The following is a 14,960-nucleotide window of genomic DNA, read 5'->3' as shown; positions in this document are numbered from 1 at the left end:
CCCTGCTCGTGGCGCACGAGCACATGACGCACCCGGCGGGAGTCCATCAACGGGTCGTAGGCCGGGAGGATCGCACCACCGGGAATACCGAATACCGTCTCGGCCCCCACCTCCTCGAGCGAGCGGATGAGGGACTGCGCACCCGTGACATGCTCGGTCATCACTATGCCCATGTGATGAGTCGCCTGGGATGTTCCAGGATCTCCGCAGTCGCGGCGAGAACCCTGGAGCCGAGTTCCCCGTCGACCAGGCGGTGGTCGAAGGACAGGGCTAGGGTGACTACTTGACGCGGTTTCACCTTGCTCTTGTGGATCCAGGGCCTGGTCTTGATCGCTCCGACGGCGAGGATGGCCGCCTCCCCCGGGTTGAGAATCGGGGTTCCCGTGTCGACGCCGAAGACTCCCAGGTTCGTGATGGTCACGGTTCCGCCGGACAGGTCCGCGGGGGTGGTCTTTCCGGCCCGCGCCGTGGTGACCAGTTGCCCCAGCGCTTCGGCGAGTTGAGGCAGCGTCCTGGTGTGTGCGTCCTTGATGTTGGGGACGAGCAGACCGCGCGGAGTGGCCGCCGCGATGCCCAGATGGACCCGCTCCTTGATGACGATCTCGTGTGCGGCTTCGTCCCAGGAGGCATTGATCTCGGGGAATCGCCTCACCACGGCGAGGAACGCCTTGGCCATGAGAAGCATCGGGGTCACCCGCAAATCCGCGAAGTCCGGGTCCTGCTTGAGCTGTTGGACGAGTTTCACCGTGCGCGTGACATCGACGGTGATGAACTCGGTGACATGCGGTGCCGTGAACGCGCTCGCCACCATCGCCTCGGCGGTCGCCTTCCGTACCCCCTTGATGGGCACGCGTCGCTCGTCGGACGGGGGCGTCCGCGCCGGCTCGCCAAGGACGGGTGGTTCGGAACGGGCCGCGGCGTACACCTCCTCGCGGGTGATCACGCCGTTCTGGCCGGAGGGCACCAGGCGGCCGAGGTCGACGCCGAGGTCCCGGGCGAGCTTGCGGACCGGAGGCTTCGCCTGGGCGGGGGCGGCCTCGCCGGTGGCTCGATCGGCTCGGGACTTGCGCGGGCGGCGCTTGGTCGAGCCGTTCATGACGCCGTAACCGACGAGCAGGGCCTGCTGCGGCTCCTGTTCGGGCACCGACGGGGCCGCAGCCGCGGACTCGCCCTGCGGTGCGGTGTCAACCGTGATGATGGCCGCCCCGATGTCCACCGTCGTTCCGGCGGCGCACCGGATCTCGTGAACCAACCCGTCGTAGGGAATCGGCAGTTCCACAGTGGCCTTGGCGGTCTCCACCTCGCACACGATCATGCCGTCGTGGACCTTGTCGCCGGGCTTCACAAACCACTGGAGTATGTCCGCCTCGCTCAGGCCCTCGCCCACGTCGGGCATCTTGAACTCACGGAAACGCTGTGCTTCCACGGGATCCTCGTCTCAATACGCCAGGACGCGCTCGACGGCATCCAGAATTCGGTCCAGGTCGGGGAGATAGGCGTGCTCGGTACGTGCGGGTGGATATGGCATGTGGAAACCGCCCACTCGCAGGACCGGGGCCTCCAGCTGGTGGAAGCAGCGCTCCGTGATGCGCGCGGCGATCTCCGCGCCGGTCCCGAAGAACACGGGCGCCTCGTGCACCACCACCAGACGGCCGGTTCTGCGTACCGACGTCTCGATCGCGTCGAAGTCGATCGGCGAGACGGAGCGCAGGTCGACGACCTCCAGACTGGTGCCCTCCTCGTCGGCCACGGCCGCTGCCTCCAGCACAGCACGTACCGTCGGCCCGTACCCGAGGACCGTCGCGTCGCTCCCGGGGCGTACCACGCGTGCGGAGTGCAGCGGGTGCGGTGCCGCCGCCGGGTCCACCTCGCCCTTGTCGTAGTACCGGCGTTTGGGCTCGAGGTAGATCACCGGGTCGTCCACGGCGATGGCCTGCTGGAGCATCGCGTACGCGTCGTCGGCGTTGGACGGCGACACGACCCGCAACCCCGCGACATGCGCGAACAGCGCCTCCGGCGACTCGCTGTGGTGCTCGACAGCGCCGATGCCGCCGCCGAACGGGATCCGGATGACGACCGGCAAGCCTATCCGGCCGCCCGACCGGGCCCGCATCTTGGCGAGTTGGGTGACGATCTGGTTGTACGCGGGAAAGACGAAGCCGTCGAACTGGATCTCCACGACGGGGCGGTAGCCCCGCAGCGCGAGTCCGATCGCCGTGCCGAGGATGCCGGACTCGGCAAGCGGGGTGTCCTTCACCCGGTGCTCTCCGAAGTCCTTCTGCAGCCCGTCGGTGACCCGGAAGACACCGCCGAGCTTTCCGATGTCCTCGCCCATCAGCACGACCTTGGGGTCGTCCTCCATGGCCTTGCGCAACGACGCGTTGATGGCCTTCGCGAGGGTCAGTGTCGCCATCTCAGCTCCCCCCTGTGAACGACGCCTCATAGTCCTTGAACCACTGCCGTTCCTCGGTCACCAGCGGGTGCTCGCCCGCGTACGTGGTGTCGAAGAACTCCGTGAGGCCCGGGTCGGCCATGGCGCGCACGCTCTCCCTGATGCGCTGGGCGAGTTGATCGCCCTCCTTCTCGACCACGGAGAGGAAGTCCCTGTCGGCCCACCCGTTCTTCAGGAGGTACTTCTCCAGGCGTGCGATCGGGTCCTTCTGCGCCCACTGCGTCAGCTCGGCGGGCTGCCGGTAGCGGGTCGGATCGTCGGAGGTGGTGTGGGCGCCCATGCGGTAGGTGAACGCCTCGACGAGCGTCGCCTTGTGTTCCTGACGGGCCCGCCCCACCGCAGCCCGGGTAACCGCCAGGCAGGCCAGCACATCGTTGCCGTCCACCCGGACACCGGGAAAACCGAAGCCGGCGGCACGCTGGTGGATCGGAACCTTGCTCTGCCTTTCCGCGCCCTGCGAAATAGCCCATTGGTTATTCTGGCAGAAAAATACGACCGGTGCATCGTAGACGGCGGCGAAATTGAACGCCTCGCTCACATCTCCCTGGCTTGTCGCCCCGTCGCCGAAATAGACGATGACCGCGGACTCGGCGCCTTCGTCGGCCACACCCATCGCATATCCAGTGGCATGCAGTACCTGCGACCCGATGACGAGGGTATAGAGATGGAAGTTCTTCTCCGCTGGGTCCCAGCCGCCGTGACTCACGCCTCGGAACAGCCGGAAGATGTGCAGCGGGTCGACCTCCCGGGCGAGCGCGACACCGTGATCCCGGTAGCTCGGGAAGACGTGGTCGTCCGCGCGCATCGCGAGCCCCGAACCGACCTGGGCCGCCTCCTGCCCCAAAGACGAGGGCCAGAGACCCAGTTCGCCCTGGCGCTGCAGGGTGACCCCCTCGGCGTCCACACGGCGGGTCAGCGCCATGTGGCGGTACATCTCGCGGAGTTCTTCGGGGCTCGGTTCGAGGTCGTAGTCCGGGTGGTGCACACGCTCGCCGTCCGGCGTGAGCAACTGCACCATTTCCCCCGGGCCACCACCTTCAAGGCCTTCTTTCACACGTTTACGCGCAGCCAAGACACTCCCCCGCCGCTGCTCGAATCGGAACTCGAATTCACCAATGGACGCTGACTTAATCGCGCTTAAGGATTATTACTTATCGCTCATCCAGGCGCCAGGTTGTGCATGGTTCACTCATACACATTCCGCGCCTGATCAGTTGGTCCGTCCGACACCGTGTACAGGTTCCGCCGGCTCACCGCGGAGCAAGGAGCGCAGTTCGCCGAAGAAAGCGCCTTTCGACTCGCGGGGAAAGAAGTGCCCGCCCGGGATCACATGGACGGTGCAGTCGGCGCTGGTGTGCCGGCTCCAACCCGTCGCGGCCGTCCGGTCCACCAGGGGATCGCGTGTACCGGTGAAGACATGGATCGGGCAGGACAGCGGCACGCCAATGCGCTCCGCCGCGTACTGGGGCCGGCAGATCCGCAGATCCTCCCGCAGCCGGGCGAGCATGACGGTCGTCCGTTCGGTGCCGCTGAGGAGATCTGCGTGAATGTCGGACGTGTCGACCAGCCAGCGCAGCAGTTCCGAGTCGGTCATGTCCTCGGCGGCGCCGGACGAATGACGCAGATGCGGTGCGCCGAAGGCCCCGACGAGCAGCTGTTCCGGGAGCCGCTGCGCCCGCCGGGCCCGCAGCCGGGCCAGCCGGTAGGCGATCAGTGCACCCATGCTGTGGCCGTACAGAACATGCCGCCCCGACAGCCGGGGCCCAAGATCCTCGGCGAGCGCTTCGACCAACGAGTCCAGGTCGTCGTAGCGCGGGCTACGGCCGTCCCACCCGCGCCCCGGCAGCGCGACCGGCACCACCTCGACCCCGGGCCCCAGCGCACGCTGCCAACCGGAAAACGCCGCGATGCCGCCTCCGGCATGGTGAAACCCGAAGAGGGTGAATCCCGCCAACGTGTCGCCGCCTCCCCCATCTCCGCCGGACGGCCTCGGAGCCTCCGGCACCGTGCAACCACGGGACTACCGTGGTTGCACAGCCCCCGTAGTTGCACAGGCCCGTGTCGTCGTGCCCTCGATCCGCGCACCACTTCACGAGAGGCGAGCCGCCCGGACGCCGCATAGCCGCAGCACAGGCCCTCGGCCGTACGGACATCAGTGGCCGTCCGGCCCTCTCGCGGTCGCACGCGACCGGCCACGCTCACTCGCCGCTCGAATCGGCGGCCGCCCGCTCCAGGTCGTCGGCGAACTCGGTCCAGGCACTCGCGCACTTCCGAGCCAGCTGACTGATCACCTGGGCTCCGTGCTCCGGCACGGCCTCCTTCAGCTCGGTCCACCGGCTGTCGGGTAATACCTGCGCGCCGAGCAGCCGTAACAGGAAACGACCCCGCTCGGTCAGCCTGAGTGAAGGGTCCTTCATGAGGGACCTCAGCAGACCCTGCTCGTCCACGGGGCCGCGCGCCTCCGCCGAGCGCCGCACGCGCGGCGGGGCTTTGACGGGGGAACCTCCCCCCGTGTCCGAGGCGCGCAGTGATGCTGGAACCGGATCTTCGCCCCTGCTCATCCTGTCGCGAACGTCGCGGACCGTGCCCGGGGAGATCCCGGCCCGCTGGGCGATCGCCCGCAGCGAGGCGCCCGGCATCTCCGCGATCAGCTGACTGGCGCGAACCCGCCCCTCGACGGCGTTCAACGGCCGCACCCGGCCGTCACGCCCCAGCCGCGCGGCGGGCTGTTCGCTCTCGTCCAGGGACGCCCGCCGGACCTCACCCACCGTGCGAGCGGAGAGGCCGGCCGCCAATGCGACGGCGGGATCGGACCAGTGCGGATGCGACCGGAGGATGCGGGCGGCGGCCGAGGCGCGGTCGCGTGCGCTGAGCGGCAGTCCGTGCGCGGTGTTCTCCCGTACGGCGATCAGGAACGCGTCGCGCTCGTCGCCGTCGAAGAACCGCACACACACCTCTCGCTCCCCGCGCATGCCCGCCGCCATGAGCCGGTGCATACCGTCCACGACCCGCATGGTCGGCCGGTGGACGATTATCGGAGGGAGTGACGCTCCGGAATCCGCCAGTACACGTGTGTGCGCGCGGTCCTCTCCGGCAGTACGCGGTGAGTCCGCGGGCAGCAGACAGTCGATCGGGACCACGGCCACCGCGGAGAGACTCGGCCGCTGTCCTTCACCCAAAACCCTCGACTCGCCCACCCCCGTGGACTGCTGAGGCACCACCAAGACGTTCTGGGAACTCATCATGCTCCACATCTCGAGCTGGTCTCGTGTGGTCCACCATAGAACTCTTTCATTCCTTCGCGAACGGTTTTTTCTCGTTCTTTGGGACATCGACGGGCGCACAACCACGCTGCCTGCCGCTCAACATCCGCCATTAACGCCGCCGTAACAGCGCCTTTGGTAGCGCGATCCGCCCCAGGACGTCGCAAGTGGCGTGAGGAATACGTTCGCGATGGTAGGTTTCGGGCAACCGAGTCGCCGTTGACTTCACGCGGGAGCCGCCACGTGCACATCCTTGAACCCAAACCTTCCGGCGAGGAGCGCTCGGTCCGGCAAGACCCCAAACAGCAGCGGTCGATCCGGACGCGCGTCCAGATCCTCGACGCGGCGGCGGTGGCCTTCGCGCGGAACGGCTACGCCCACGTCACGCTGCTCGACATCGCCGATCAAGCCGGGGTGACCAAGGGGGCCGTGTACTTCCACTACGCCAACAAGGAAGCCATCGCCGTCGCGGTCTCCGAGGAGTACTTCGCCCGCTTGGCCGCTCTGTCGGCCGGGGTCAAACGCCTCAAACTGCCTCCTGTGGAGGCTACGGTCAAACTCCTGAACCGCGTAGCGGTCACCCTCCGCGACGACACCCTGTTCCAGGCCGCGGTACGCCTGCATCTGGACCGCCACCTGATCAGGAGCGGCCTTCCCACCCGTCCGTTCGTCGACTTCACCGCGCACTGCCAGGAGTCGTTGACGGAGGCGAAGCGCCTGGGGCAGCTCCCAGAAGGCGTGGACCCCGATCGCCTGGCCCGGGTGCTCGTCGCAGCCTTTTTCGGCGCTCAGCACATCTCATGGGCACTGAACGACAGGGCAGATCTCATCGAACGGGTACAGGAGACGGTCGACGCGATCCTGCCCCCCCACTGGTACTCATCCACCGACAGCACGTGACACCGCGCCGATGTCCGGTACCGCAGACAGGACCCGCCCGTCGGTGCAAGCAGAGCACTTTCGTCGATGCTCCAGGCAGCCGGCCATGGACCGAAGCGGCATACCGGCCCACCCACACCACCGACGACGCCGCCTCCGCCATCAACCACGTCACTGAAACCGCCCAGTGAGAACACGGGACCAAGCACCCCTTGCGTCTCACTGGGCGTGACGCCCGAAGAACGTCACTCAGTCGCCGATCGCGCATCAACCGCCGGCAGCCCCCGCGGCCGCGCGACGGTCCTCCGGCCTCCTCGGCCCCGCGCCCGGCGTCGAGGACCGGTCGGGGAACCGCTGTCCCGGCCGAGCTTGAAGCGGGCCCCGGGGCGCCCTCCTCGAGGGCACTCCGGCAGTCCTGGCCCGATCCGCCGTGGCGTTACCTACCGTCACCGCAAGCGGCCCTTCACGAACGAGATCGCTCCGCATCAGACCGGTACACGCGGTGCTCACCGAGCTCGGATTTCAGCGTTCCCGCAGGATGCGCCGCTTATGAGGTCGCGAAAGCTGCAGTCCGTCAACAGCCCCTGGTTCCGGGGACGTTCAGTTCGCCTCATGCACCCCGGCGATCACCTGCCGCAGGCCCTCGGTGAGATCGTCCGCCGTGGACGCGCTCGCCGGGTCGAAGAGCCACTGGACCATCAGGCCGTTGAGCAGCGCCTGATAGAAGCCGCCGAGCGACTTCACGGTCCGCTCGTCGAGCGTCTCCTCGTCCCGCCCGGTGAGCATCGCGACGAGTCCGGAGCGTCCCTCGATCTGCGCCTTGGCCATCAGATCCCGCAGCTCCGGTACGCGGTCCCCCTGCGTCACGATCTCCATGCTGGCCGCCCACACGGGCCGGAAGTCCTCGAAGGACTCCAGCATCCGGGCCCACACGCTGTGGAACCGCTCCAGGGAGCCCCCGGGCTCGCTCTCGCGCGACACGGGCGAGTCGAACTTCTCGCCCCACTCCTGAATCAGCTCCACGAAGGCCTGGGTCAGCAGCGCGTCCTTCGACCCGTAGTGGTAGCCGATGGAAGCGAGATTCGTCCCCGATTCCTTGACGATGTCGCGCGCCGTGGTGCGCACGAAGCCCTTCTCCAGCAGGCAGCGCTTGGCGCCTTCGAGCAGATCCTCACGGTGTCCCATGCCGGCCAGCCTACCGCGATTCAGACAACCGTCCTATACGAACGTCAAGTACGAGCGTCTTACACGATCGTACTAGACAAGCGTTTAAGACGTCCGTACAGTCCGTGTCATGACGAACCCGACGAGCACGACTCCCGCCTCCGGTGCCCCCGGCGCCCTGGCCGGCCGCCGCGAATGGACCGCCCTCGGCGTCCTGATGCTTCCGCTGCTCCTGGTCTCGATGGACGTCTCGGTCCTCTACTTCGCGATCCCCTCGATCAGCGCGGACCTGGAGCCGAGCGGCACCCAGCAGCTGTGGATCTTCGACATCTACGCGTTCGTACTCGCCGGCCTGCTGATGACGATGGGCTCCCTCGGCGACCGCATCGGACGCCGCAAGCTGCTCCTGTTCGGCGCCGCCGCGTTCGGCGCCGCCTCGGTGCTGGCCGCCTACGCGAACAGCGCCGAGATGCTGATCGCGGCCCGCGCGGTCCTCGGCCTGGGCGGCGCGACCCTGATGCCTTCGACGATGGCGATCATCCGCACGATGTTCACGGACCCAGGGCAGCGCGCGAAGGCGATCGGCCTGTGGTCCGGCGTCATGACCGGCGGCATCGCCCTCGGTTCGGTGATGAGCGGTGTCCTCGTCGAGTACTTCTGGTGGGGCTCGGTCTTCCTGGTCAACCTGCCCGCGATGGCACTGCTGCTGGTCCTCGGCCCGATCCTGCTGCCCGAGTCCAAGAACCCGGCGCCCGGCCGCTTCGACCTGCTCAGCGTGCCGCTGTCGATGGCCGCCGTACTGCCAGTGATCTACGGCGTCAAGGAGATCCCCTCCGAGGGCTGGAGGACCGAGTACGTCGCCTCGGTCCTCGTCGGCCTGGTCTTCGCCGCCCTGTTCGTCCACCGCCAGCGCACCGCGAAGTCCCCGCTGATCTCCCCCGCCCTGTTCCGCGGCCGCGGCTTCGCGCCCGCCGTCGTGCTGAACCTGATCGCCTCCTTCGGCATGCTGGGTTCGGCGTACTTCACCACCCAGTACCTCCAGTCGGTGCTCGGCAAGAGCTCCATGGAGGCCGCCCTGTGGGCCCTGCTCCCGACGGTCCTGGTCGGTGTGGCCGCGCCGGTCTCCGCGCAGCTCGTCCAGAAGGGCGTCCACCGCGCCCATGTCGTCTCCGGCGGCTTCGTCATCGCCGCCTGCGGCTACGGTCTGCTGACCTTCGCCGGCACCGACTCCCTGTGGCTCGTGCTGGCCGGCGCCGGTGTCCTCGCCTCCGGAATGGTCATCGTGATGTCGCAGATGATGGACCTGGCCCTCGGCACCGTCCCCGTCGGCAACGCGGGCTCGGCCTCCTCCCTGCTGGAGACCGGGGCCGAGTTCGGCGGCGCCCTCGGCATGGCCGTCCTGGGCTCCATCGGCACGGCGGTCTACCGCCACGACATCCCGGCCGGCGTCCCGGCCGCGGCCCACGAGACGCTGGGCGGCGCGCTGGCCGTGGCCGGACAGCTGCCGGGCGACGCGGGCCAGGCCCTGGCGGCGGCCGCCCGGGAGGCCTTCACCAACGGCATGCAGGCGGCGGCCGTCGCGGGCACGATCCTCCTGCTGGGCGCCGCGGCACTGGCCACGGCGACCCTGCGCAAGGTGTCGGTGCGCGAGGCCGACGGAGCCCTTGAGCCAACGGCCGACAGGCCCCTCGAGGCAGCGGCGTCCGAGCAGGGCAACGGCCTGACACCCGCCTGACGCCACCCGCCGGGCGGCCGACGACCCTGAACCCCCGTCCGTCGGGCGGGCCGGACGACTCCGGCCCGCCCGGCATCGGTGTGCGCGCAGGGGATTCCGGCCTCGCACGGCGCCCCGCCCGGCGTGCCCGCGCGCGGGCAGCCGCCCGCGTGGGGCCGCGGCCCGTGTGGGGCCGCCGCCCGTGTGGGGCAGGCGTGCGCGTGGGGCCGTCGCGCGCGCGTGGACAGCCGCTCATGTGGGGCAGGCGTGCGCGTGGGGCCGCCGTGGCTCGCGGACCTGCCCGGTGGCCGAAGAACGGGCCGGGAGCGGGGCCGGAACCGAGCGGAGCCCCCCGGGAGGCCGACGCCGGGGAGTTGTCGGTGGGGCGTGCCAGGATGGGCTCGTGGCACAGACATTCGGCACGCCGTTCATCGGCCGGGGGGACGAACTCGCCCGGCTCACCGGCGTGCTGGAGCGCGCCAGGGACGGCGACCCGCGCGCGGTCCTGGTGGCCGGGGACGCCGGCGTCGGCAAGACCCGCACGCTCACGGAGGCCGCGGCACGCGCGTCCGCCGCCGGGACGACGGTCCTGACCGGCCACTGCGTGGACCTCGGGGACGTGGGCCTGCCGTATCTCCCGTTCACGGAGATCCTCGGCGCGGCGGCGGCCGACGACCGCTTCGCCCCGGCCCTCGCGGCCCACCCGGCGGTGGACCGGCTGACCGGCTCCGGTTCGGGGACCGGCACCGCACCGGACCCGGGCGGCCGGCTCCAGCTCTTCGAGGGCATCGCGGGCCTCCTCGCCGACCTGGCCGATGTCGCCCCGCTCCTGCTGATCCTCGAAGACCTCCACTGGGCGGACCAGTCCTCCCGCGATCTGCTCCGCTTTCTGCTCAGCCGGGGCGTGCTCCAGCGGCCCGCGCCCGGCGGCCCCGCCCGCCGCCTCGCGGTCTTCGCCTCCTACCGCGCGGACGACCTGCACCGCCGCCACCCCCTGCGCCCGCTGCTCGCCGAGCTGATCCGGCTGCCCGCCGTCGACCGGCTGGAGCTGCGGCCGATGGCCGACGCCGACGTGGCCCGGCTCGTGCGCGCGCTCGGCACCGCCCCGGTCTCCGACAGCACGGTCCGCCGCATCGTCGAGCGCGCCGAGGGAAACGCCTTCTACGCCGAGGAGTTGCTGGCCGCACTGCCCGGTGACGGCGACCCCGCCTCCCCCGCCATGCCCAGCGGACTCGCCGACGTCCTCCTCATCCGCATCGAGCAACTCTCCGAGACCGCCCAGCAGGTGCTGCGCACGGCGGCCGTCGCGGGGCGCCGCGTCGAGCACGACCTGCTGCGTGCCGCCGTACAACTGCCGGAGGACGAGCTGGAGTCGGCGCTGCGCGAGGCCGTCGGCCACCAGCTGCTGCTGCCCGGGGGCGACGCTACGTACTCGTTCCGGCACGCGCTCACCCGCGAGGCCGTGTACACGGACCTGCTGCCCGGCGAACGGGTGCGGCTGCACGGGCGGTTCGCCGAACTCCTCGCGGGGCCGGCCCGTTCGGCACAGAACGCGGCGGAGCGCGCCCATCACTCACGCGAGAGCCACGACCTGGCCGACGCGCTCACCGCCTCACTCGAAGCCGCCGACCACGCGCAGCGCGTCGGCGCGCCCGCCGAGGAGCTGCGCCAGCTGGAGGCCGCACTCGAACTGTGGCCCGTGGTCGACGCCACCGCCCGCCCCGAGGGCGGTGGCCCGGTCGCCCTCACCCTGCGCGCCTCGGCGGCCGCGGCCCGCGCCGGCGAGACGCATCGCGCGGTCCACCTCACGCGCGACGCTCTCGCCCGGGCCGGTTCGGATGCCGACTCCGAGCTCGCCGCCCGGGTGCGGTACACCCTCGCGGGCAACCTGATGCGGATCGACAGCCTGAAGGACGCGTTCACGTACAGCAGCGAGGCGCTCGCGATGATCCCCGCCGAGCCGCCCTCGTACACCTGGGTGTGGGCGGCGGCGACCCACGTCATGGCCGCCCGTTACGTGGGGCGGGACGAGGACGCCGAGCGGGTCGCCCGGCAGGCGCTGGCCACCGCCGAGCAGCTCCGACTGCCCGACGCCCAGGCCGACTTGACGATCTCCCTGGTCGGCATGGAAGCGGACAACCGGCGCACCCCGAAGGGCCGCGAGCGGCTGCGCCACGCCCGCGAACTGGCCCACGGCGCGCGGAACTTCCCGGTGGAGATGAGGGCGCTCTTCAACCTGGCCATCGGCGCCTACGAGTCCGGTGACCTGGACGAATGCCTGACCTGGCTCGGCGACGGCGTGGACCGCGCCCGCCGTGCCGGTCTCCTCTCCTCGCCGTACGCCCTTGAGCTGCGATACCTCCAGTCCCTGGTTCTCTACACACTGGGCCGCTGGGACGAGTGCGCGCGAGCGGCCGCCGACGACGCCGAACTGCTGCCGGTCGCGGGCGGGTTCGCGACGGGGCCCGCCCTGTACGTCGCCCTCGCCCGCGGCGAGCACGACGCGGCCGTCACCGGGGCCCGCGCACTGCTCGACCGGCCGTTCGACTGGATGGCGACACTCGTCGCGAGCATCGTGCTGACCGACGCGGCCGCGCAGAGCGGCGACGCCGAGGAGTCCGTGCGACGACTGCGCACCGCGGCCGAGGCCCTCACGGACGCCTCCGGCGCCGACCTGCCCCCCGTCGTGGTGCGGCTCGCCGCGCTCGCCCTGGCGGCGGTCGCGGACGCGGCCGAGGAGTCACGCCGGTCCGGCGGCCCGGCGGGCGGCGATCGCTGGGCGGACACCGCGACCGAGCTGGTGGAGCTGGCCAGGAGCACGGCGGCCCGGAGCGGACAGGGCAGCGAACAAGGACCCGAGGGTCTGGCCTGGCTCGCCCGCGCCGAGGCGGAGTGGCTGCGCGCCCGCACCGGTCCGGACGTGGCGGCCTGGGAGCGGGCCGTGACGGCGTTCGGCTACGGCGATCCGTACGAGCTGGCCCGCAGCAGACGGCGGCTCGCGGAGGCGCTCCTCGCGGCCGGCCGCCGTGAGGAGGCCGCCGAACAGGCCCGCGCGGCCCAGGACACCGCCCTGCGCCTCGGTGCGGCGCCGCTGCACGAGGCCCTGGACGCGCTCGTCCGGCGGGGCGGCCTCGCCGAGTCACCGGCCGCCGGGGAGCGCATCGCCGCGCTGACCGCCCGGGAGAGCGATGTGCTGCGGCTGCTCGGCCGGGGGCGCACCAACCGCCAGATCGGCGAGGAGCTGTTCATCAGCGGCAAGACGGCGAGCGTCCATGTTTCGAACATCCTCGCCAAGCTGGGTGCCGCGAGCCGCACGGAGGCCGTGGCCATCGCCTACCGCGAGGGCCTGATCGAGCCGGAGTCGACACCGTCAGCATGAGGCGTCCCGCGGCTGAGGTCTCCCGCGGTTGAAGTCTCCCGCGACGCGCGAGGGCCGGGACACCCGTGGGTGTCCCGGCCCTCTGCTGCCGTGTGAAAGGCCGTCGCGGACGGACCTCAGACGAGGTTGACCGACCGCGTCGAGGTCGCGCCGATCTCGTCGGAGAGCTCGGTGAGGACGCTCTGCGGCACCGTGTCGTCGACGGTGAGGACCGCGAGGGCCTCGCCACCGACGGCCGCGCGGGCGACCTGCATGCCGGCGATGTTGATGCCGGACTCGCCGAGGATGCGGCCGACGGTGCCGACGACACCGGGACGGTCCTCGTAGCTCAGCACGACCATGTGGTCGGCGAGCGCGAGGTCCACGTCGTACTCACCGACGGCGACGATCTTCTGCAGGTGCTTCGGGCCGGCCAGCGTGCCGGAGACCGCGACCTCCTGGCCGTCGCTGAGCGTGCCGCGCACGGTGACCACGTTGCGGTGGTCGGGGGACTCCGAGCTCGTGGTCAGACGGACCTCGACGCCGCGCTCCTGCGCGAACAGCGGGGCGTTGACGTACGACACGGTCTCGTCGACGACGTCCTCGAACACGCCCTTGAGCGCGGAGAGTTCGAGCACCTTGACGTCGTGCTGGGTGATCTCGCCGTACACCTCGACGTCGAGGCGGACCGCGACCTCGCCCGCGAGGGCGGTGAAGATGCGGCCGAGCTTCTCGGCGAGCGGCAGACCGGGCTTGACGTCCTCGGCGATGACACCGCCCTGGACGTTGACCGCGTCCGGGACGAGCTCACCGGCGAGGGCGAGGCGCACCGAGCGGGCGACGGAGATACCGGCCTTCTCCTGCGCCTCGTCCGTGGAGGCGCCGAGGTGCGGGGTGCAGACGACCTCGTCGAGCTCGAACAGCGGGGAGTCCGTGCAGGGCTCCTTCGCGTACACGTCGAGGCCGGCGCCGGCGACGCGGCCCTCCTTGAGAGCCGAGTACAGCGCCTCCTCGTCGACGATCCCGCCGCGCGCGGCGTTGACGATGCGCACCGTCGGCTTGACCTTGTGCAGTGCCTCGTCACCGATGAGACCGAGGGTCTCGGGGGTCTTCGGCAGGTGCACGGTGATGAAGTCCGCGACCTCGAGCAGCTCGTCGAGGGTAAGGATCTTCACGCCCATCTGCGCGGCCCGCGCGGGCTGGATGTAGGGGTCGTAGGCGACGACCTTCATGCCGAACGCGGACATGCGCTGCGCGACGAGCGCGCCGATGCGGCCGAGGCCCACGACACCGAGGGTCTTCTCGGCGAGCTCGACACCGGTGTACTTGCTGCGCTTCCACTCGCCGTTCTTCAGTGCCGTGTTGGCCTGCGGGATGTGGCGCGCGGTGGCGAGGAGGAGACCGCAGGCCAGCTCGGCCGCGGTCACGATGTTGGAGGTGGGGGCGTTGACGACCATCACGCCGGCCTTGGTGGCGGCGGAGACGTCGACGTTGTCCAGGCCGACGCCGGCTCGTGCGACGACCTTCAGCTTCTTGGCGGCGGCGACGGCCTCGGCGTCGACCTTGGTGGCCGAGCGGATCAAGATGGCGTCGACGTCGGCGATGGCGGGCAGCAGCTCGGCGCGGTCCGCGCCGTTGCAGTGCCGGATCTCGAAGTCCGGGCCCAGGGCGTCTACGGTCGCGGGCGACAGCTCTTCAGCGATGAGTACGACAGGTTTCGAGCTCACGTGAGTCCTCACAAGTCCAATGCGGACGGCCGTCCCGACGGCCGCAGGCGGTGGAGGGTTTGTAGCGGCCCCGGGGCGTGCCTGCACTTCTTGGGGGTCGCTTGAGCCGCGTGGAAGACGCACGACGCTGTGGGCCTGACGCGTTGTTGATGTGGAGCAGTGTAGTGGCGCCGCAGAGGTCGTCCTGCGCCTCCGCGGAAGGATCACCCGTCCGTGGCTGGACGGGATGTCCAAGACCGTGTCCCCCGGTGTTACCCGGGGTTCGACGAAGGGGCCGGAGCATGCCGCCCCGGCCCCCGTCGCGGGGCTTACGCCTCTTCGTCGCTCACCCACGACATGAGCTTGCGCAGCTCCTTGCCGGTGGTCTCCAGGAGGTGGTTCTCGTCCTGGGTCTTGTACTCGT

11 protein-coding genes are annotated in these 14,960 nt (G+C 70.4%); 3 read left to right on the top strand and 8 right to left on the bottom strand.

The window, feature by feature from the left end:
- From ACZ4N5_RS42625 to ACZ4N5_RS42600, 6 genes are all read right to left on the bottom strand, one after another.
- A partial coding sequence (locus tag ACZ4N5_RS42625; RefSeq protein WP_467762351.1) for a thiamine pyrophosphate-binding protein occupies positions 1-173 on the bottom strand: 173 nt, incomplete at its 3' end.
- The gene (locus tag ACZ4N5_RS42620) at positions 164-1,396 is read right to left on the bottom strand and encodes a dihydrolipoamide acetyltransferase family protein (protein WP_467762350.1); all 1,233 of its coding nucleotides are present in this window, start codon (positions 1,394-1,396) and stop codon (positions 164-166) included. The genes ACZ4N5_RS42620 and ACZ4N5_RS42625, both read right to left, overlap by 10 nt.
- Before the next feature lie 42 nt (positions 1,397-1,438).
- Positions 1,439-2,413, bottom strand: coding sequence for an alpha-ketoacid dehydrogenase subunit beta (locus ACZ4N5_RS42615; RefSeq protein WP_467762347.1), 975 nt, complete (start codon positions 2,411-2,413; stop codon positions 1,439-1,441).
- Position 2,414: 1 nt separating this feature from the next.
- Positions 2,415-3,470: a pyruvate dehydrogenase (acetyl-transferring) E1 component subunit alpha gene (pdhA, locus tag ACZ4N5_RS42610; RefSeq protein ID WP_467762349.1), complete on the bottom strand. Its 1,056-nt coding sequence runs from the start codon at positions 3,468-3,470 to the stop codon at positions 2,415-2,417.
- Positions 3,471-3,662: 192 nt separating this feature from the next.
- The gene (locus ACZ4N5_RS42605) at positions 3,663-4,406 is read right to left on the bottom strand and encodes a thioesterase II family protein (protein ID WP_467762346.1); all 744 of its coding nucleotides are present in this window, start codon (positions 4,404-4,406) and stop codon (positions 3,663-3,665) included.
- A 244-nt stretch (positions 4,407-4,650) separates the two neighbouring features.
- Entirely contained in the window at positions 4,651-5,448 is a 798-nt protein-coding gene (locus ACZ4N5_RS42600; RefSeq protein WP_467762348.1) for a hypothetical protein, read from the bottom strand.
- Between the two features lie 510 nt (positions 5,449-5,958).
- Here ACZ4N5_RS42600 and ACZ4N5_RS42595 point away from each other — a divergent pair.
- The gene (locus ACZ4N5_RS42595) at positions 5,959-6,615 is read left to right on the top strand and encodes a ScbR family autoregulator-binding transcription factor (protein ID WP_467762345.1); all 657 of its coding nucleotides are present in this window, start codon (positions 5,959-5,961) and stop codon (positions 6,613-6,615) included.
- A 579-nt stretch (positions 6,616-7,194) separates the two neighbouring features.
- On the opposite strand, the gene ACZ4N5_RS42590 is transcribed toward ACZ4N5_RS42595, so the two are convergent.
- Complete coding sequence (locus tag ACZ4N5_RS42590) at positions 7,195-7,779, bottom strand: TetR/AcrR family transcriptional regulator (RefSeq protein ID WP_467762344.1); 585 nt, start codon at positions 7,777-7,779, stop codon at positions 7,195-7,197.
- A gap of 109 nt (positions 7,780-7,888) precedes the next feature.
- Between ACZ4N5_RS42590 and ACZ4N5_RS42585 the strand changes: the two genes are divergently transcribed.
- Positions 7,889-9,493, top strand: coding sequence for an MFS transporter (locus tag ACZ4N5_RS42585; protein WP_467762343.1), 1,605 nt, complete (start codon positions 7,889-7,891; stop codon positions 9,491-9,493).
- A 382-nt stretch (positions 9,494-9,875) separates the two neighbouring features.
- On the top strand, positions 9,876-12,851 hold the full coding sequence (locus tag ACZ4N5_RS42580) for a helix-turn-helix transcriptional regulator (protein ID WP_467762342.1): 2,976 nt from the start codon (positions 9,876-9,878) through the stop codon (positions 12,849-12,851).
- Between the two features lie 116 nt (positions 12,852-12,967).
- Here the strand turns inward: ACZ4N5_RS42580 and serA are convergent, their stop codons facing one another.
- A complete protein-coding gene (serA, locus tag ACZ4N5_RS42575) occupies positions 12,968-14,557 on the bottom strand; it encodes a phosphoglycerate dehydrogenase (protein ID WP_467762341.1) in 1,590 nt (529 codons plus the stop codon).
- Positions 14,558-14,960 lie beyond the last annotated feature (403 nt).

The sequence above is a fragment of the Streptomyces sp. NPDC026500 genome, assembly GCF_055567635.1.
Note: the sequence above shows the minus strand (reverse complement) of the source record. Positions and strands in the feature narration are given on the sequence as shown.